A 17928-nucleotide genomic window follows, 5' to 3' on the forward strand; every position below is an offset into this window, starting at 1 on the left:
CTGCCGGCTCGGCCACCGCCTCGGCGGCGGGCGTCGCCTTGCGGCGGGTGCGGCGCGGCTTGGCCGGTGCCTCCTCCTCGGCGGCCGACGCCTCGGCGACCGGCTCGGCGGCTACCGGCTCCGCAGCCACCGGCTCGGGGGCCGCAACCTCCGGCGCGGCGGCACGGGCCCGCGGACGACGCCGCGTCTTGGGCGCGGCCTCGGCAGGCGCGGGCTCCGCCTCGACCTCCGGCACCGCCAGTGCGATCGGATCGGTCACCGGACCCGAGTCGCCGGCATCGGCCGCTTCCTCGACCTCGGTCGTCTCGACCGCATCGGTACCGGCCTCGGCCCCGCCCTCGGCGCGGCGCCCGCCGCGACGACCGCGGCGACCGCGACGGCGGCGACGACCCGAATCGCCTTCCTCGTCGGTCGGCTGCTCGCCGACGAACTCGGCGGGCTCGTCGCCCGTCTCGGCATCGCCGTCGACCTCGCCCTCACCCTCGGTCACAGCCTCGGCCGCGCCCTGCTCGCCGCCGTCGCGACCGCGACGACCACGGCGGCGGCGGCGGCGCTTGCTGCGACCGCCCTCGCCCTCTTCCCCGTCCTGTCCGCCGTCGCGGCGCGGCGCGGCCTCGGCGCGCTCGGCCTCGATCTCCTCTTCCTCGACGTCGATCTCCTCGACGTAATCGTCCTCTTCGTCCTCGATGACGAGTTCGTCGATCTTCGGCGCATGGGCGGGTGGCGGGCCGCTCGCCTCGACCGACATGCGCGCGCCCTCCTCCTCGCGGTCGGGGATCACCTCGACCGATACGCCGTAACGGTCCTCGATCTCGGCGATGTCGCCGCGCTTGCGATTGAGGACGTAGATCGCCGCTTCCTGCGACGCGCGCAGCGTAATCAGCGAGCCGCGACCGCGCGCCGCCTCGTCCTCGATCAGGCGCAGCGCCGACAGGCCCGACGACGAGGCGGTGCGGACCAGCCCGGTGCCCTCGCAATGCGGACAGGCGCGGGTCGACGCCTCCAGCACGCCGGTGCGCAGCCGCTGGCGGCTCATTTCCATCAGCCCGAACGACGAGATGCGGCCGACCTGGATGCGGGCGCGATCGTTCTTCAGCGCCTCCTTCATCGCCTTCTCGACCTTACGGACGTTCGACGAGTGATCCATGTCGATGAAGTCGATCACGACCAGACCCGCCATGTCTCGCAGGCGCAGCTGGCGCGCGATCTCCTGCGCGGCTTCCAGGTTGGTCGCGGTCGCGGTCTGCTCGATATTGTGCTCGCGGGTCGACCGCCCTGAGTTAATGTCGATCGACACCAGCGCCTCGGTCGGGTTGATGACCAGGTAACCGCCCGACTTCAGCTGGACGACCGGGTTGTACATCGCCGCCAGCTGGTCCTCGACATGCGCGCGCTGGAACAGCGGCACGGCGTCGGCGTACTGCTTCACCTTCTTGGCGTGGCTGGGCATCAGCAGCCGCATGAAGTCCTTGGCGTGGCGATAGCCTTCCTCGCCCTCGACGATCACCTCGTCGACGCTGGCGTTGTAGATGTCGCGGATCGCCCGCTTCATCAGGTCGCTGTCGCCATAGATCAGCGCCGGCGCGGCAGAGGTCAGCGTCTTCTCGCGGATCTCGTCCCACAGTCGCGCAAGATAGTCGAAGTCGCGCTTGATCTCGACCTTGGTGCGCTGCAGCCCCGCGGTCCGGACGATGCAGCCCATCGAAGACGGCAGCGCCAGGTCGGCCATGATCGTCTTCAGCCGCTTGCGATCACCCGCGTTCGAAATCTTGCGGCTGATCCCGCCGCCATGCGACGTGTTGGGCATCAGCACGCAGTAGCGGCCGGCCAGCGACAGATAGGTGGTCAGCGCCGCACCCTTGTTGCCGCGCTCTTCCTTGACGACCTGGACCAGCAGCACCTGACGGCGGCGGATGACGTCCTGAATCTTGTAGCGGCGGCGCAGGTTCTGGCGCCGCTGGCGCAGCGCCTCGACTTGGTCGTCATTGCCCGACGAGCGCTTGCGACGGCGCGGCCCGGCCTGCGCGACGGTCTCGTCGCCCCCCCCGACATCGTCGCCGGCGTCCTCGTCGTCGTGATTGTGATCGTGATCGTCGGCGTCCAGATCGTCGTGATCCTGGTCGTCGTGATCGTCACCCTCGTCGTGATCGTCCTCGTCGTCCTGCTCGGCGCGCAGCGCGGCCTCTTCGGCGGCGTGCTCGGCCTCTTCACGCAGCAGCGCGTCGCGATCCTCCTTGGGGATCTGGTAATAGTCGGGGTGGATTTCCGAGAAGGCGAGGAAGCCGTGCCGGTTGCCGCCATATTCGATGAACGCCGCCTGGAGCGATGGCTCCACGCGGGTCACCTTGGCGAGATAGATATTGCCCTTGAGCTGCTTGCGCTCGGCGGACTCGAAGTCGAACTCCTCGATCCGGTTACCTTGTACGACGGCGACCCGGGTTTCCTCCCGGTGGCGTGCGTCGATCAGCATACGCGTGGTCATCAAACGGTCTCCACGCGCGCGTCGGGTCGATCCTCGAGAGGAGCCCTCGCGCGCGATGATAATGGGCGCCCGGCCGGACGGCGGGCGCGGGGTGGCGGAAATTCGCGTCTGCGCGCACGACGTGCCGGGGCAGAAGGCCCTGCGGCGCCCGGACGCCCGCGACGCCGCCGGCCGAGGCCTGGCGGTGGAGCGGGAGCGGGGAAAGCGTCATTGCGTGCGTCAACCTGGATTGACCCGTCGCGCCAGCAGGAGGCTGATCGCGAGGGGCGGGCGATCCCGGCGGCGGCCACCACGAATGGCGACGACGCACGGGCGCATGCCTTCGCTAGCATCCCCGCGCACCTATCGCAACCGGTGTGACAAAGCCGCCACGGTGCGTTGCCGTTTACGCGCGCGCCTTGCTGCATCCGGGCCGCGCAGGTAAGATTTCGTCAACCATTTCATGGTACGTCCCGGTGTTAACCATGACGGAAGCACCTGCCACCCGCGCCGCCGCGCACGCCGCCCAACACCGGGTGGCTTTCCGCTGGACCCATGCGGGCCGGGCGCGGCATGGAGGCGCAGTGCTGTCCTTCCTTGCCTGCCTGTTCGCCCTGCTGCCGGCCAGCCCGCTATATGCGGCCGACGTCGCCAGCGTGGTCGCGAGCGCGCGCCAGATCGTCATCCGCTTCGACGGCAAGGCCGCCGATGCCAGCGCCACGCTGCTCGACGGCCCGCGCCGCATCGCGGTGGAGGTGCCGGGCGTCGCCGCCGATGCGCGGGTGACGGTCGGCGGCCCGGTCGCGGGCGTGCGGCGCCAGCCGGTGCCCGGCGGCACCAGGCTGGTGTTCGACCTGTCGCGCCCCGCCGTCGTCGCCGATGGCGGCTTCGACCGCAGCGGCCGCACCCTGACGCTCAGCCTCGCCCCCGCCGACGCCGCCGCGTTCCGCCAGGCGAGCATGGCCGGCCCCTTGTCGCTGATCCCGTTCGACGTCTCGTTCGGCGCCGCCGACCGCTACCGCGTGACGGTGCCGATCCCCGCCACCGCCAAGGCCGCACCCCTGCCCCGCGTTCGCGGCGACGATAGCCGGCCGCTGGTCGTCATCGACGCCGGCCATGGCGGGGTCGATCCCGGCGCGATCAACACTGCGATGGGCCTGCGCGAGAAGGACCTGACGCTGAAGGTTGCCCGCGCGATCCGCGACCGACTGCTCGCCGGCGGGCGAGTGCGGGTGGCGCTGACCCGCAACGACGACCGCTATCTGGTTCTGCGCGAGCGCTACGGCATCGCCCGCCGGCTGAAGGCGGACCTGTTCATCTCGATCCACTGCGACAGCGCCGGTGCCGAGGGCGCGACCGGCGCCAGCGTCTACACCCTGTCCGAGGTCGCCTCCGACAAGGAGGCGGCACGGCTGGCCGCGCGCGAGAACAAGGCCGACGTGATCGCCGGCGTCGACTTGGGCGACACCGGCGCCGACGTCTCGTCGATCCTGATCGATCTCGCCCGGCGCGAGACGATGAACAGCTCGGCGACTTTCGCCCGGCTGCTGGGGCGCGAGGCCAAGCCGCTGGTGCCGATGAAGGCGAACTTCCACCGCATGGCCAGCCTGATGGTGCTGAAGGCGCCCGACATGCCCTCGATCCTGTTCGAGACGGGTTACATCTCCAACCCCGCCGACGCCGCCTTCCTCGATTCGAACACCGGCCGCACCCGCATCGCCGAAAGCGTCCGCCGCGCGGTGGAAGCCCATTTCGCCCGCCGCATGGCGGCGCGCTGACCGAAACGCGGCGCTCCACCCTCAAGCGGTAGCCCCGTTCGCAGGCGCACACGCCTGTCTGCCCACCACCGTCATTCCCCCGCAGGCGGCTGGCGCTGCCCCGTGAACCTGCTAGAAGCACCCGGCTTTCCATGACCGCCATCGCCGCCCGCCTGTCCTCCGTCCCAGCCCGCATCGGCGGCGGCGCGCGCTTCGTCTGGGCGCGCTGGTGGGGCAAGGCGCTGGTCGGGCTGGTCGCGCTCGCCGCCCTGGCGGTGTTCCTCCTGTGGCTGCTGGTGATCCGCGGCCTGCCCTCGGTCGAGCAGCTGCGCACCTATGAGCCGCCGCTCCCCACCCATGTCCGCGGCGGCGACGGCAACCCCGTCCAGTCCTACGCCCGCGAACGCCGGGTCGAGCTGTCCTTCGCCGAATATCCGCCGCTCCTGGTCAAGGCGTTCCTCGCCGCCGAGGACCGCACCTTTTTCGATCATCACGGCCTCGACTATCCCGGCCTCGTCCGCGCCGCATGGCAGGGGCTGACCAGCGGCAACACCCCGCGTGGCACGTCGACGATCACCCAGCAGGTCGCCAAGAATCTGCTCGTCGGCAACGAGGCGAGCTATGCGCGCAAGCTGAAGGAGGCGATCCTCGCCTGGAAGATCGAGGATACGCTCTCCAAGGAACAGATCCTCGAACTCTACCTCAACCAGATCGCGCTCGGCCGCAACGCGTTCGGAGTGGAGGCCGCGGCCCACGCCTATTTCGACAAGGAACTCAACCAGCTGACCCTCGCGCAGATGGCGTATCTCGCGATCCTGCCCAAGGGGCCGGCGAACTACGATCCCGTCCGCCACGCTGACCGCGCGCTGGAGCGCCGCGGCTATGTGCTGCGCGAGATGCTGAAGAACGACTTCATCACCCAGGCGCAATATGCCGAGGCGAGTGCGGAGCCGCTCGGCACCGTGCTCCGCCGCACCCCGCGCGTCGATCCGTCGGGCGGCTATTTCGTCGAGGAGGTGCGCCGCCAGCTGATCGCCCGCTTCGGCGAGACGGCGAAGGCGACCCCCAACAGCGTCTACGAGGGCGGCTTATGGGTCCGCACCTCGCTCGACGACCGGCTCCAGCGGCTGGCCGCCGAGGCGCTGCGCGCCGGGCTGATCCGCTACGAGGGCGGGCGCGGCTGGTCCGGCCCGATCCGCCACCTCGATATCGACGGGCAGGTCGAGGGCGGCAACTGGCAGCAGGCGCTGCTCAACACCAATATCGGCATCGACTATCAGGACTGGCGCGCCGCCGTTGCGATCGCCCGAGAGGGCAGCGGTTGGTCGATCGGCTTCGCCGACGGCCGCACCGGCACGCTGCCCGCCGCGCTGGCCCAGATGCCGCGCCGGGGCACCACCAGCGCCGCCTTCGGCGCGATCGAGCCGGGCGACGTGATCGCCGTCGCGCCCTCGGGCAGCCAGTGGTCGCTCCGCTCGGTGCCGCGCATCTCGGGCGGGTTCGTGGTGCAGGAGCCGGCGACCGGCCGCATCCTGGCGATGCAGGGCGGCTTCGACAGCCGGCTGCAGGCGTTCAACCGCGCCACCCAGGCGCAGCGCCAGCCCGGCTCGACGATCAAGCCGATCGTCTATTCCGCCGCGCTGGAGAACGGCATGTCGCCCGCCTCGATCATCGTCGACGGCCCGTTCTGCGTCTATCAGGGCGCGCGGCTGGGGCAGAAATGCTTTCGCAACTTCGCCAATATGCGCTCCGCCGGCCCGCGCACGATGCGCTGGGGGATCGAGCAGTCGCGCAACCTGATGACGGTGCGCACCGCCGCGCAGATCGGCATGCCGCGCGTCGTCGACACGATGAAGCGGATGGGGGTGGGCGACTATTCCCCCTATCTCGCCATCGCGCTCGGCGCCGGCGAGACGACGGTGGCGCGCATGGTCAATGCCTATGCGATGCTCGCCAACCAGGGCCGCGGCCTGAACGAGGGCAGCCTGGTCGATTTCGTCCAGGACCGCCACGGCAAGGTGATCTGGCCGGAGAACTGGCGCCCCTGCGACGGCTGCAACGCCCCGGCCTGGAACGGCGGCCCGATGCCGCGCCCGCCGGTGCGGATGCGCCAGGCGATCGACGCGCAGTCGGCCTATCAGATGGTCCACATCACCGAGGGCGTGATCCAGCGCGGCACCGCCACCGTGCTGCGCGACCTCGACCGGCCGATGTTCGGCAAGACCGGCACCACCACCGGCCCGACCGACGTCTGGTTCATCGGCGGCACGCCGCAGTTCATCGGCGGCCTCTATATCGGCTACGACAATCCCCGCCGGTTGGGCGCGGCGGAGGGCGGCACCGTGGCGGCGCCGATCTTCAAGCAGTTCGCGGTCAAGGCGTATGAGGGGCTCGACAAGCTCCCCTTCCGCGCACCCGCCGGCATCCGCATGGTGCGGATCGACCGGATGAGCGGCAAGCCTGTCTTCGGCACCTTCCCCGACGACAGCGATCCCAAGCCCGCGGTGATCTGGGAAGCGTTCAAGCCCGAGACCGAACCGCGCCGCGCCGCCCGCCATGCCGGCCCCGCGACCGGGCCGACCACCGCCGCGACCGCCGCTCCCGCTGCACCGCGGGACAGCGAATTCTTGCAAAGGGAAGGCGGAATCTACTAGCCGCCCTATATCGTCATTCCGGCGAAGGCCGGGATCTCGTGCCGCGAGGACGGAATCTGCGGCGAGAGATGCCAGCGGCGCTGGCATGACGGACGAGTTTTGGAGAAGTACGATGCGCGCCGAAGCGCAGGCCCATGTCGACACCATCAACGACGCGCTGGCGCTCCTGCGCCGCTTCCTCGACTGGGACCGCGCGCTGCGCCGCCTGGACGAGTTGAACGCGCGCGTCGAGGATCAGGAACTGTGGAACGATCCCAAGGCCGCGCAGGAGGTGATGCGCGAGCGTCGCCGCCTGGACGAGGCGATCACCGCCACCCGTGCGATCGAGAGCGAGCTGAACGGCACGGTCGAGCTGATCGAGCTGGCCGATGCCGAGGGCGATGCCGAACTGGCCGACGAGGGTGTCGCCAGCCTGGCCGAACTCGCCGCCCGCGCCGACCGCGACAAGGTCAAGGCGCTGCTCGCCGGCGAGGCCGACGGCAACGACACCTATATCGAGGTGAACGCCGGCGCCGGCGGTACCGAGAGCCAGGACTGGGCAGGCATGCTCAGCCGCATGTACACCCGCTGGGCCGAGCGCCACGGGCTGAAGGTCGAGCTGGTCGACCAGCATTCGGGCGAGCAGGCGGGCATCAAGTCGGCGACGCTGCTGCTGAAGGGCGAGAACGCCTATGGCTATGCGAAGACCGAGTCGGGCGTGCACCGGCTGGTCCGCATCAGCCCGTACGACTCGGCAGCGCGGCGCCACACCTCGTTCGCCAGCGTGTGGGTCTACCCGGTCGTCGACGACAATATCGAGGTCGAGTATAACGAGAGCGACCTGCGCATCGACACCTACCGCGCGTCCGGCGCCGGCGGTCAGCACATCAACACCACCGATTCGGCGGTGCGTATCACCCACATTCCGACCGGCATCGTCGTGCAGTGCCAGAACCAGCGCTCGCAGCACAAGAACAAGGCAGAGGCGTACAACCAGCTCCGCGCGCGTCTCTACGAGCGCGAACTCGCCATCCGCGAGCAGGCGGCGAATGCCGAGAACGCGTCGAAGACCGACATCGGCTGGGGCCACCAGATCCGCAGCTACGTCCTCCAGCCGTACCAGCTGGTGAAGGACCTGCGCACCGGCGTCACCTCGACCGCGCCCGGCGACGTGCTCGACGGCGAGCTCGATCCCTTCATGGCCGCCGCCCTGTCGCAGCGCGTGACCGGTGAGGCGGTGGCGGTGGAGGATGTCGATTAATCCGATGCGGGACCGCGCAGCCTTCCTTTCGTCGTCATCCCCGCGCAGGCGGGGATCCAGACGCGCTGACCTCTCGCCTCCATCGCGAACGCTTGCGTGTCTGGATTCCCGCCTGCGCGGGAATGACGGAAGGTGGCTCGTCCCCACCCTCCTCGCCCTCACCCTGACCCTCGCCGCCTGCGACGGTACCAAGCCGCTCATCAAGCACGAGCCCGACAAGCCCGGCCCCTTTCCCGCCGCCGACCGCCCGGTCGCCCGGATCGTCTCGTCGCGCTGGTCGAACGAGGACGCGCGCGACCGCCTGCGCGAGGCGAAGTCGGTGATGGACGGGGCGGCGATCCGCCCGGGCATGACCATCGCCGATATCGGCGCGGGCGAGGGTTACTACACGATCCGCCTTGCCGCCCGTGTCGGCAAGGAGGGCCGCGTGCTCGCCGAGGACGTCGTCCCCGCCGTCCGCGACCAGCTTGCCGAGCGCGTCTCGCGTGAGCGGCTGGAGAATGTCAGCGTCCGCCTGGGCGAGCCGGCCGATCCCAAGCTGCCCGACGACAGCTTCGACCGCGTGCTGATGGTCCATATGTATCACGAGATCGCCCAGCCCTATGAGTTCCTCTGGCGGCTGCGCCCCTCGCTGAAGCCCGATGGCCTCGTCGTCGTCGTCGACGCCAACCGTCGCACCCAGGACCATGGCACCCCGCCTGCGCTGCTCCGCTGCGAGTTCGCCGCGGTCGGCTATCGCCAGGTGTCGATGCAGCCGATGCCGTCCGCCGGCGGTTATCTCGCCACCTTCCGTGCCGAGGGGCCCCGCCCCGAACCGGCTGCGATCAAGCCCTGCCGGCTCGGCTGATCCGATGCGCCAGTATCTCGACCTGATGGACCATGTGCTGGCGAACGGCGCCCGGCAGGACGACCGCACCGGCACCGGCACCCTGTCGGTCTTCGGCCACCAGATGCGCTTCGACCTGGCGCAGGGCTTCCCGGTCCTGACCACCAAGAAGCTGCACCTGCGCTCGATCATCGTCGAACTGCTCTGGTTCCTGCGCGGCGACACCAATGTCCGCTGGTTGCAGGAGCAGCGCGTCAGCATCTGGGACGAGTGGGCCGACGAACAGGGCGATCTCGGCCCCGTCTATGGCAAGCAGTGGCGCGACTGGGTCGCCGCCGATGGCCGCCATATCGACCAGATCGCCCAGCTGATCGACACGATCCGCCGTGATCCCGCCTCGCGTCGCCAGATCGTCACCGCCTGGAACCCTGGAGAGCTGCATGCCATGGCGCTGTCGCCCTGCCACTGCCTGTTCCAGACCCATGTCGCGAACGGCCGGCTGTCGCTCCAGCTCTACCAGCGCTCGGCCGACATCTTCCTTGGGGTACCGTTCAACATCGCCAGCTACGCGCTCCTCACCCACATGATCGCACAGCAGTGCGATCTGGATGTCGGCGACTTCATCTGGACCGGCGGCGACTGCCACCTCTACACCAACCATCTGGAGCAGGCCCGCACCCAGCTGGTCCGCCAGCCCGGCCCCCTGCCCCGGCTGGAGATCGTCCGCCGCCCGGACGCGATCGACGGCTACGCGCTGGAGGATTTCGTCCTCCACGACTATGCCCCCCAGCCGCACATCAAGGCGCCGGTCGCGGTCTAGGCTGTTCAAGCCCCTCCCCTGACGGGAAAGGGAGCAAGGCGCGCTTCACCGCCGGTTCACCCCTCCTCCGCCACCGCCGTTGATCCCACCGGCCTTTTAGCGGATAGCAGCCCCCATGAAGCGTCCCGTCGCCCGCCTGGCCGTTGCGCTTGCCGCTGCGCTGCTGCTGTCGACGCAGCCCGCCGCCGCGCAGTCGATCCTGCGTGATGCCGAGACGGAGGCGCTGTTCCAGGAAATGACCACCCCGCTGGTCAAGGCCGCCGGGCTCGACCCCCGCGACGTGAAGGTGGTGCTGGTCAACGACGACTCGGTCAACGCCTTCGTCGCCGGCGGCCAGATCGTCTATGTCCATTCGGGCACCATCCAGGCGGCCGACAGCGCCAACGAGGTGCAGGGCGTGATCGCGCACGAGATCGGCCATATCGTCGGCGGCCATGTCGCGCTGGCCGACCGTGCCGCGCGCGGACCGATGGGGATCAGCCTGCTCTCGCTCCTGGCCGGGGTCGCGGCGATGGCGGTCGGTGGAGCGGAGGCGGGCATGGGCATGATCGCCGCCGGCCAACAGGCCGCGCAGGGCAGCTACCTCGCCTTCTCGCGCGCGCAGGAAACCGCCGCCGACGCCGCCGGCGCGCGCTTCCTCAACGACGCCGGGGTCAGCGGCAAGGGCTATCTGTCATTCTTCAAGAAGATGCAGCAGCTCGAATATCGCTACGGCATCACCCGCAAGGTCGGCTTCATGCTCGACCACCCCGTCTCGGGCGAGCGGATCGCCAACCTGACCGACACGATGCAGGGCGCGCCGACCTGGTCCAAGCCCTCCGACCCGGCGATGGAGGAGCGGTTCCGCCGGGTGAAGGCCAAGCTGGAGGGCTATGTCGCCCCGCCCGAGAAGACGCTGGCCGACTTCCCGCCCAGCAACCAGTCGATCTACGCCCACTATGCCCGCGCCTATGCCTATCACAAGGCCGGCTATCCGGAGAAAGCTGCGGCGGAAACCGACGCGCTGGTGGCGGCCAAGCCCGACGACCCCTATTTCCTCGAGATGAAGGGTCAGATCCTGCTTGAATCCGGCGAACCTAAGGCGGCGCTCGTCCCCTTGCGCGCGGCGACCGAGGGCTCGCGCTCCAACCCGCTGATCGCCACCACCTTCGGCCACGCACTGATCGCGACCGAGGACAAAGCGAACGTGCCCGAGGCGATCCGCGTGCTGCGCGTCGCCACCCAGCGCGACGACGACAATCCCTGGGCGTGGATGCAGCTCGGCACCGCGTACGAGCAGAGCGGCGACACTGCCCGCGCCGCGCTGGCGACGGCGGAGCGCGCGCAGATGACCGGCGACGCGCGCACCGCCGTCATCTCCGCACAATATGCCATGGCCAACATCCCCGCCAACACCGCCGACTGGATCCGTGCGCAGGACATCGCGATGACCGCCGGCGACGCGGCGGCGGCCGACCGGAAGAAGAAGAAGCGCCGATGAGATCATGGCTGGTTCCCGCCGCGGCGGCACTGCTCGGCGGGGCGATCGGCGCGGGCGCGATGCTCGCCTATGCCGATACGCGCGGCGCCGGGAGCGGCGACGTCCGCACCTATCTCCTTACCCATCCCGAGGTGATTCCGGAGGCGATGCAGCGCCTCCAGCAGAAGGAGGCGGGCAGCGTCGTCGCCGCCAACCGCGCCGCGATCGTCACCCCCTTCGGCAGCGCCTGGGCCGGCAATCCGCGGGGAGACGTCACGCTGGTCGAATATTACGACTATAATTGCGGTTATTGCCGCGCCAGCCTGCCGATGATCCGCCAACTGATCGAGCGCGACCCCAAGCTGAAGGTCGTCTTCCGCGAGCTGCCGATCCTGGCGGAGTCGAGCCGCAGCGCCGCGCGGATCAGCCTCGCCGCCGCCGCGCAGGGCAAGTTCAACGCCTTCCACGACGCACTCTACGCCGCCGGCCGCGTCTCCGACGACAGCATCGCCGCCGCCGCCCGCACCGCCGGCATCGACACCGCCGCCCTGCCGGCACTCGCCCCCCGCATCGATGCGGAGATCGCCCGCAACATGGAGGTCGCCGCCAAGCTCGGCGTCTCCGGCACCCCCAGCTGGGTGGTCGGCGACCGTGTCCTGTCGGGCGCGCTGCCGATCGAGGAGCTGGAGCGCGCCATCGCCGAGGCGCGGCCGTCATGACCGACGCGATCCTCTCGCTGGCGGGCGTCGCCAAGACTTATGCCGCCCGCGGCAAGCAGGGTGAGGTCACCGCGCTCCAGCCCGTCGACCTCGACATCCGCCGCGGCGAGATCTTCGCGCTGCTCGGCCCCAACGGGGCCGGCAAGACGACCCTCATCTCGATCATCTGCGGCATCGTTACCCCCTCGGCCGGCACGATCACCGTCGACGGCCACGACGCGCTGGCCGATTACAAGCAGGCGCGCCGTCGCATCGGCCTCGTCCCGCAGGAGCTGTCGACCGACGCTTTCGAGAGCGTGCTCGCCACCGTCACCTTCTCGCGCCGGCTGTTCGGCCGCTCGGGTCATTCCGCCTATATCGAGCAACTGCTCCGCGACCTGGCGCTATGGGACAAGCGCCACGCGCGGATCATGGAGCTGTCCGGCGGCATGAAGCGTCGCGTGCTGATCGCCAAGGCGCTGGCGCACGAGCCCGAGATCCTGTTCCTCGACGAACCCTCCGCCGGGGTCGACGTGGCGCTGCGCCGGGACATGTGGAAGCTGGTCCTGTCGCTGCGTGAGCGCGGCGTGACGATCATCCTGACCACCCATTATATCGAGGAGGCCGAGGAAATGGCCGACCGCGTCGGGGTGATCGCCAAGGGCAAGCTGCTGCTGGTCGACGAGAAGGCCGCGCTGATGAAGAAGCTCGGCAAGCGCGAGCTGGACCTGGCGCTGGTCGAGCCACTGGCCGCGGTGCCCGCCGAACTCGCCGAGTGGAAACCAACGCTCGAGCATGACGGCCACACGCTCCGCTACGTCTTCGACGCGACTGGGGAGCGCACCGGCATCCCCTCCTTCCTGCGCCGCGTGCAGGAGCTGGGCATCGCCTTCAAGGACCTGGAGACGTCGAAATCGAGCCTCGAGGACATCTTCGTCGACCTAGTGGGGGAGAAACAATGAAATCTTCCCCGGCACGGGGAGGGGGACCATGCGAAGCATGGTGGAGGGGGATCGCCACGAGCGCCTCGCCTGCCGCACGCCCCCTCCACCACGCCGCTGCGCGCCGCGGTCCCCCTCCCCGCAAGCGGGGAGGATACAGGCCATGAACCTTCACGGCATCTGGGCGATCTACCGCTTCGAGATGGCGCGCTTCGGCCGCACCGTCTGGACCAGCCTGCTGGTCCCGGTCATCACCACCTCGCTGTATTTCGTCGTATTCGGCACCGCGATCGGCAGCCAGATGAGCCAGGTATCCGGCGTCCCCTATGGCGCGTTCATCGTGCCGGGGCTGATGTTGCTCGCCATCTTCTCGGAATCGATCCTGAACGCGTCGCTCGGCATCTACATGCCCAAATTCACCGGCACGATCTACGAGCTGCTGTCCGCGCCGCTGTCGCCTTTGGAGACGGTGCTGGGCTATGTCGGCGCGGCGACGACCAAGTCGGTCATCATCGGCCTCGTCATCTTCGCCACCGCGCACCTGTTCGTCGACCTGCCGGTCGCCCACCCCTTCGCCGCCGCCGGCTACCTGGTGCTGATCGCCGCCACCTTTTGCCTGTTCGGCTTCGCGATCGGCATCTGGGCGCGCGGGTTCGAGCAGTTGCAGGTCATCCCGCTTCTCGTGGTCACGCCGATGACCTTCCTCGGCGGCGCCTTCTACTCGGTCACGATCCTGCCCGAGCCGTGGCGGACGATCACCCTGTTCAATCCCGTAGTCTACCTCATCAACGGCTTCCGCTGGACCTTTTTCGGGACGAGCGACGTCGGCTTAGGCATCAGCCTGGGCGTCACCGTGATCTTCCTGGCGCTGTGCCTGACGTGGATCGGCTGGATCTTCCGCACCGGCTGGCGGCTGAAGAGCTGAGCGGCTTTCCCGCCGAGCAGCGGCGCGTCGCGATCCGCATGGCCGCCGCCCTCGCGGTCACCGCGGTGGCCGTCGCGATCGGCCTCCTCCATCCGGGTCCGTCCCTGCCACCCGCCGAGCGGGCGATGCTGGCGATCCGCACCGACCTGTTCGTGGTCATCTGGCTGGCCGTCGCGATCGGCAACGTCGCCCGCCTCCGCTTCCTCTCGCCCGCCGACATCGCCGGCAGCGCCGCCGGCCCGTCCAGCCCGCGGATCGCACCCGCCTCTGCCTTCCTGCAGAACACGCTGGAGCAGGTCGCGCTCGCCGTGCCCGTCCATGTCGCGCTCGCCATCGCGATGCCGCGCCCCGCGACGCTGCTCGCGATCCTCGCGGCGCTGCTCGCGGTCGGTCGGCTCTGCTTCGCGCTAGGCTATGCCAAAGGCGCCGCGGCCCGCGCCTTCGGCTTCGCACTGACCTTTTACCCGACGCTCGCCGCCCTGGCGCTGGCGATCGGCTGGACGCTCATCGGCTGACCGGTCGCAACGCCGGCCACACCACCAGTCCGTTCAGGTCGATCAGCGCGTGGAGCAGCATGACCAGCCACAGCGCGCCGCTGACCAGATACACCGCCGCCATCACCCCGCCGAACAGGGTCGTCGCGACGACCCCGCGCCAGCCCTGATAGGCGTGCATCGCCCCGAAGATCAGCGCCGCCACTCCGAATCCCAGCAGCGCATTGCCCGTGGCAAGCGCGATCAGCAGCGGCAGCAGCAGGCGGAAGAACGGCTCCTCCGTCACCCCCGCGACGAGGGCGACCGCCGCACCCCAGCCCAGCTCGCGCCGATTCCGCGGCATCAGCGCGCCCGGCCGCCCGATCGGCCGCGCACCCCGCCGCGCGCGAAATGCCGCCACGGCCAGCCCGATCACCACGCCCGCGACGGTCCCGAACACCAGATTGTCCGGCGCCATCATCGGCAACCTGTCGCGCAAACCCGCGAACTCCGCCGGCATCACCCACAGCGCCTCGATCCGGCCGAGCAGCGCCAGCGCCACCCCGACCGGCAGCACGAACGCGAGCGCCGCCCTTGCCATCCACCGCACGAAGCGGTTGCCGCTCCGCAGGGGCAGTCCGCCCCCGCGCAGGAACCACCACGCCGCGCCCAGCGCGCCTGCCAGCAGCAGCGCCGCGCCCGCGCTCACCCCAGCCGGTGCTCGCCTTTCACCCAGCGCACCGTGCCGGACGAGGCGCGCATCACCACGCTCTCGGTGGTCATCTTCGTGCCCTTGCGCTTCACGCCCTCCAGCAGCGATCCGTCGGTCACGCCGGTCGCCGCGAAGATGCAGTCGCCGCGCGCCAGCTCGGTCAGGTCGTACTGCTTGTCGAGGTCGGTGACGCCCCACTTGGCCGCCCGCGCGCGCTCGTCGTCGTTGCGGAACAGCAGCCGTCCCTTGAACTGCCCGCCGACGCAGCGCAGCGCCGCGCAGGCCAGCACCCCCTCCGGCGCGCCGCCCGAACCCATATAGATATCAATGGTCGTGTCCGGGTCCGTCGTCGCGATCACCCCCGCGACGTCGCCGTCGCCGATTAGCATCACGCCACAGCCGAGCGCGCGCAACTCCGCGATCAGCGCCTCGTGGCGCGGGCGGTTCAGCACGCAGGCGATGATCTCCGACGGGTCGACCCCCTTGGCGGCGGCGACCGCGCGGACGTTCTCGGTCGGCGACTTGTCGAGGTCGATGATGTTCTCCGGATAGCCCGGCCCGACCGCGATCTTGTCCATATAGACGTCCGGCGCGTTCAGCAGACCGCCCTTCTCCGCGATCGCCAGCACCGCCAGGCTGTTGGGTCCGGCAGTGGCGCAGATCGTCGTGCCTTCCAGCGGGTCGAGCGCAATGTCGATCGCCGGGCCCTGCCCGGTACCGACCTTCTCGCCGATGAACAGCATCGGCGCCTCGTCGCGCTCGCCCTCGCCGATCACGACGGTGCCGTCCATGTCCAGCTCGTTCAGCGCGGCGCGCATCGCCTCGACCGCCGCGGCATCCGCCGCCTTCTCGTCGCCACGCCCGACCATCGTCGAGCACGCGATCGCCGCCGCCTCGGTCACGCGTACCATCTCGAGGACGAGGACGCGGTCGAGGATGTTGCTGACGGTAGTGGTCATGGGGACTCTCCGGCGCGTTGAACGTGTTAAACACGGGCGATACGCCGGTGCGATGACAGGAGCAAGACGCCAAACTCGATCCTCCCCTGCAAGGGGAGGGGAGCCGCAAGCGTAGCTTGGTGGTGGAGGGGTATCCCCGCTCGCGAATGGCGACACCCGGTCCTCCAACGCCTTGACGCCGAGCGCTTCCGGTATCCCCGCTCGCGAATGGCGACACCCCTCCACCACGCGCTGCGCGCGCGGTCCCCCTCCCCCGCCGGGGGAGGATCTGAGCAGAAGCCGCCCCTCGGCCGTCATCCCCGCGCAGGCGGGGATCCAGACGCGCTACCTTCGAGAAGGAGCCGAAAGGTCAGCATCTATGGATTCCCGCCTGCGCGGGAATGACGGGAGAGGCAGCCAATCAGCTGCCCCCTCTCCCAACTCAATCCCGCAGCAATTCGTTGATGCTGGTCTTCGACCGCGTCTGTGCGTCCACCCGCTTGACGATCACCGCGCAGTACAGCGCCGGCTTCCCCTCGCCACCCCCGGTCGATCCCGGCACGACGACCGCGTACGGCGGCACCTCGCCCTTGAACACCTCGCCCGTCTCGCGGTCGATGATCTTGGTCGACGCGCCCAGATACACGCCCATCGACAGCACCGCGCCCTCGCCGACGCGAACGCCCTCCGCCACTTCCGCGCGCGCGCCGATGAAGGCGCCGTCGCCGATGATGACCGGATCGGCCTGCAGCGGCTCCAGCACGCCGCCGATCCCGGCCCCGCCCGACAGATGGACGTTCTTGCCGATCTGCGCGCACGATCCCACCGTCGCCCAGGTATCGACCATCGTCCCCTCGCCGACATGCGCGCCGATGTTGACGAAGCTCGGCATCAGGATCGCGCCCTTGCCGATGAACGCTCCGCGTCGCACGACGCTGCCCGGCACCGCGCGGAAGCCCGCGGCGCGGAACGCCTCCTCGCTCCAGCCGGCGAACTTGGACGGCACCTTGTCGAACCCCGGCAGCGTGCCGTCGCCGCCCATCACGACATTGTCGTTCAGCCGGAACGACAGCAGCACCGCCTTCTTCAGCCACTGGTTGACCCGCCAGCCGCCTGCATCCCCATCGGAATCAGGGGCCGGTTCCGCCACCCGCGCCTCGCCCGCGTCGAGCAGCGCCAGTGCGCGCTCGACCGCATCGCGCACCTCGCCGCCGGTCTCGAAGCCCAGGCTCGCGCGATCCTCCCATGCGGCGTCGATGATCGTGGACAGGTCGGTCATGATGTCTCCAGGATGGATTCGAGCCACGGCACCAGCGCGTGGACATGGAAATCGACGTAATCGCGGGCCGTGTCAGGCGCCTGCTCGGACCCGTTGTCGACCCACACGGTGGTCATGCCGATCGCCTTGGCGGGTTGCAGGTTGCGCGCCATGTCCTCGACGAACAGTGCGGTGGCCGGATCGATGGCGAAGGCCTGGCACAGCCCCGCATAGGCGGCGGGATGAGGCTTGGGCACCAGATCCATCGCATGGATGTCGTGCACCGCCTCGAAACTGCCGCCCAGGCCCAGCCGGTCGAGCACCTTCAGCGCATAGGGCCTGTCGCCGTTGGTGAAGACCAGCTTGCGCCCCGGCAGCCGGGCGAGCGCGGCGGCGAGCGGTGCGTCCTGCTCCAGCACGTCCATCTCGATGTCGTGGACATAATCGAGGAACCGGTGCGGATCGACCTCATGCTCTGCCATGAGCCCGGCAAGGGTCGTGCCATGCCCCATGAAATAGGCCTTCTGCACCCGGTGTGCCTCGACCGCATCCACGTCCAGCAGTTCGGCGATGAACGTCGTCATCCGCGCGTCGATTCGCGCGAACAGGTTGGCGCTCGCCGGATACAGCGTATTGTCGAGATCGAAGATCCAGGTGCGGACATGGGCAAGACGCGCGATCATCGGCGATGGCCTGTAGGCAAGCCACCCAGTCGCCGCAATGCGCTTTGACGTTGCATGTATTACCGATAAGGACCGGTTAGGAC

General features: G+C 69.6%; 15 protein-coding genes. 10 read left to right on the forward strand and 5 right to left on the reverse strand.

What is annotated here, in order from left to right; genetic code table 11:
• Positions 1–2482, reverse strand: a 2482-nt coding sequence (locus Q5H91_RS14200; RefSeq protein ID WP_305174098.1) for an Rne/Rng family ribonuclease, incomplete at its 3' end; no start/stop codon positions are given.
• 515 nt (positions 2483–2997) lie between these two features.
• Between Q5H91_RS14200 and Q5H91_RS14205 the strand changes: the two genes are divergently transcribed.
• The 10 genes from Q5H91_RS14205 (at position 2998) to Q5H91_RS14250 (ending at position 14296) form a co-directional block, all read left to right on the forward strand.
• Positions 2998–4239 carry an N-acetylmuramoyl-L-alanine amidase family protein gene (locus Q5H91_RS14205; protein ID WP_370655271.1) on the forward strand — a complete coding sequence of 414 codons (1242 nt, stop codon included), beginning with the start codon at positions 2998–3000 and terminating at the stop codon, positions 4237–4239.
• Between the two features lie 131 nt (positions 4240–4370).
• Positions 4371–6872 carry a penicillin-binding protein 1A gene (locus Q5H91_RS14210; RefSeq protein ID WP_305174101.1) on the forward strand — a complete coding sequence of 834 codons (2502 nt, stop codon included), beginning with the start codon at positions 4371–4373 and terminating at the stop codon, positions 6870–6872.
• Positions 6873–6984: 112 nt separating this feature from the next.
• A complete protein-coding gene (gene prfB / locus Q5H91_RS14215; RefSeq protein ID WP_305174209.1) occupies positions 6985–8112 on the forward strand; it encodes a peptide chain release factor 2 in 1128 nt (375 codons plus the stop codon).
• Between the two features lie 4 nt (positions 8113–8116).
• Positions 8117–8959: a class I SAM-dependent methyltransferase gene (locus tag Q5H91_RS14220; protein ID WP_305174102.1), complete on the forward strand. Its 843-nt coding sequence runs from the start codon at positions 8117–8119 to the stop codon at positions 8957–8959.
• 4 nt (positions 8960–8963) lie between these two features.
• Positions 8964–9758: a thymidylate synthase gene (locus Q5H91_RS14225; protein ID WP_305174103.1), complete on the forward strand. Its 795-nt coding sequence runs from the start codon at positions 8964–8966 to the stop codon at positions 9756–9758.
• A gap of 115 nt (positions 9759–9873) precedes the next feature.
• Complete coding sequence (locus tag Q5H91_RS14230) at positions 9874–11238, forward strand: M48 family metalloprotease (RefSeq protein ID WP_305174104.1); 1365 nt, start codon at positions 9874–9876, stop codon at positions 11236–11238.
• Positions 11235–11936, forward strand: a complete 702-nt coding sequence (locus tag Q5H91_RS14235) for a DsbA family protein (protein ID WP_305174105.1) — start codon at positions 11235–11237, stop codon at positions 11934–11936. Before Q5H91_RS14230 ends, Q5H91_RS14235 begins: the two co-directional genes overlap by 4 nt.
• Positions 11933–12877 (forward strand): ABC transporter ATP-binding protein, encoded by a 945-nt coding sequence (locus Q5H91_RS14240; protein ID WP_305174107.1) that lies wholly within the window; start codon positions 11933–11935, stop codon positions 12875–12877. Before Q5H91_RS14235 ends, Q5H91_RS14240 begins: the two co-directional genes overlap by 4 nt.
• Positions 12878–13019: 142 nt before the next feature.
• Positions 13020–13781: an ABC transporter permease gene (locus tag Q5H91_RS14245; protein WP_305174108.1), complete on the forward strand. Its 762-nt coding sequence runs from the start codon at positions 13020–13022 to the stop codon at positions 13779–13781.
• Positions 13727–14296: an MAPEG family protein gene (locus Q5H91_RS14250; protein WP_305174109.1), complete on the forward strand. Its 570-nt coding sequence runs from the start codon at positions 13727–13729 to the stop codon at positions 14294–14296. Before Q5H91_RS14245 ends, Q5H91_RS14250 begins: the two co-directional genes overlap by 55 nt.
• Here the strand turns inward: Q5H91_RS14250 and Q5H91_RS14255 are convergent.
• The 4 genes from Q5H91_RS14255 to Q5H91_RS14270 all read right to left on the reverse strand — a co-directional run bounded on the left by Q5H91_RS14255 (position 14286) and on the right by Q5H91_RS14270 (position 17845).
• Complete coding sequence (locus Q5H91_RS14255) at positions 14286–14963, reverse strand: CPBP family intramembrane glutamic endopeptidase (protein ID WP_305174110.1); 678 nt, start codon at positions 14961–14963, stop codon at positions 14286–14288. The two genes, Q5H91_RS14250 and Q5H91_RS14255, sit on opposite strands and share 11 nt — an antisense overlap.
• Positions 14960–15925, reverse strand: coding sequence for a class II fructose-bisphosphatase (gene glpX, locus Q5H91_RS14260; RefSeq protein WP_305174111.1), 966 nt, complete (start codon positions 15923–15925; stop codon positions 14960–14962). Before glpX ends, Q5H91_RS14255 begins: the two co-directional genes overlap by 4 nt.
• A 421-nt stretch (positions 15926–16346) precedes the next feature.
• Complete coding sequence (gene dapD, locus Q5H91_RS14265; RefSeq protein WP_305174112.1) at positions 16347–17183, reverse strand: 2,3,4,5-tetrahydropyridine-2,6-dicarboxylate N-succinyltransferase; 837 nt, start codon at positions 17181–17183, stop codon at positions 16347–16349.
• Positions 17180–17845 (reverse strand): pyrimidine 5'-nucleotidase, encoded by a 666-nt coding sequence (locus Q5H91_RS14270; protein ID WP_305174113.1) that lies wholly within the window; start codon positions 17843–17845, stop codon positions 17180–17182. The genes dapD and Q5H91_RS14270 overlap by 4 nt, the downstream gene beginning before the upstream one ends.
• Positions 17846–17928: the final 83 nt, after the last annotated feature.

This window comes from Sphingomonas aurea (assembly GCF_030678875.1).
GTDB classification, from domain to species: Bacteria; Pseudomonadota; Alphaproteobacteria; order Sphingomonadales; family Sphingomonadaceae; genus Sphingomonas; species Sphingomonas aurea.

Excerpts from the sequence above, each read along its gene's own strand:
- Q5H91_RS14210 (WP_305174101.1), top strand. The coding sequence starts at position 4,371 with ATGACCGCCATCGCCGCCCGCCTGTCCTCCGTCCCAGCCCGCATCGGC.
- prfB (WP_305174209.1), top strand. The coding sequence starts at position 6,985 with ATGCGCGCCGAAGCGCAGGCCCATGTCGACACCATCAACGACGCGCTG.
- Q5H91_RS14220 (WP_305174102.1), top strand. The coding sequence starts at position 8,117 with ATGCGGGACCGCGCAGCCTTCCTTTCGTCGTCATCCCCGCGCAGGCGG.
- Q5H91_RS14225 (WP_305174103.1), top strand. The coding sequence starts at position 8,964 with ATGCGCCAGTATCTCGACCTGATGGACCATGTGCTGGCGAACGGCGCC.
- Q5H91_RS14230 (WP_305174104.1), top strand. The coding sequence starts at position 9,874 with ATGAAGCGTCCCGTCGCCCGCCTGGCCGTTGCGCTTGCCGCTGCGCTG.
- Q5H91_RS14235 (WP_305174105.1), top strand. The coding sequence starts at position 11,235 with ATGAGATCATGGCTGGTTCCCGCCGCGGCGGCACTGCTCGGCGGGGCG.
- Q5H91_RS14240 (WP_305174107.1), top strand. The coding sequence starts at position 11,933 with ATGACCGACGCGATCCTCTCGCTGGCGGGCGTCGCCAAGACTTATGCC.
- Q5H91_RS14245 (WP_305174108.1), top strand. The coding sequence starts at position 13,020 with ATGAACCTTCACGGCATCTGGGCGATCTACCGCTTCGAGATGGCGCGC.
- glpX (WP_305174111.1), bottom strand. The coding sequence starts at position 15,925 with ATGACCACTACCGTCAGCAACATCCTCGACCGCGTCCTCGTCCTCGAG.
- dapD (WP_305174112.1), bottom strand. The coding sequence starts at position 17,183 with ATGACCGACCTGTCCACGATCATCGACGCCGCATGGGAGGATCGCGCG.
- Q5H91_RS14270 (WP_305174113.1), bottom strand. The coding sequence starts at position 17,845 with ATGATCGCGCGTCTTGCCCATGTCCGCACCTGGATCTTCGATCTCGAC.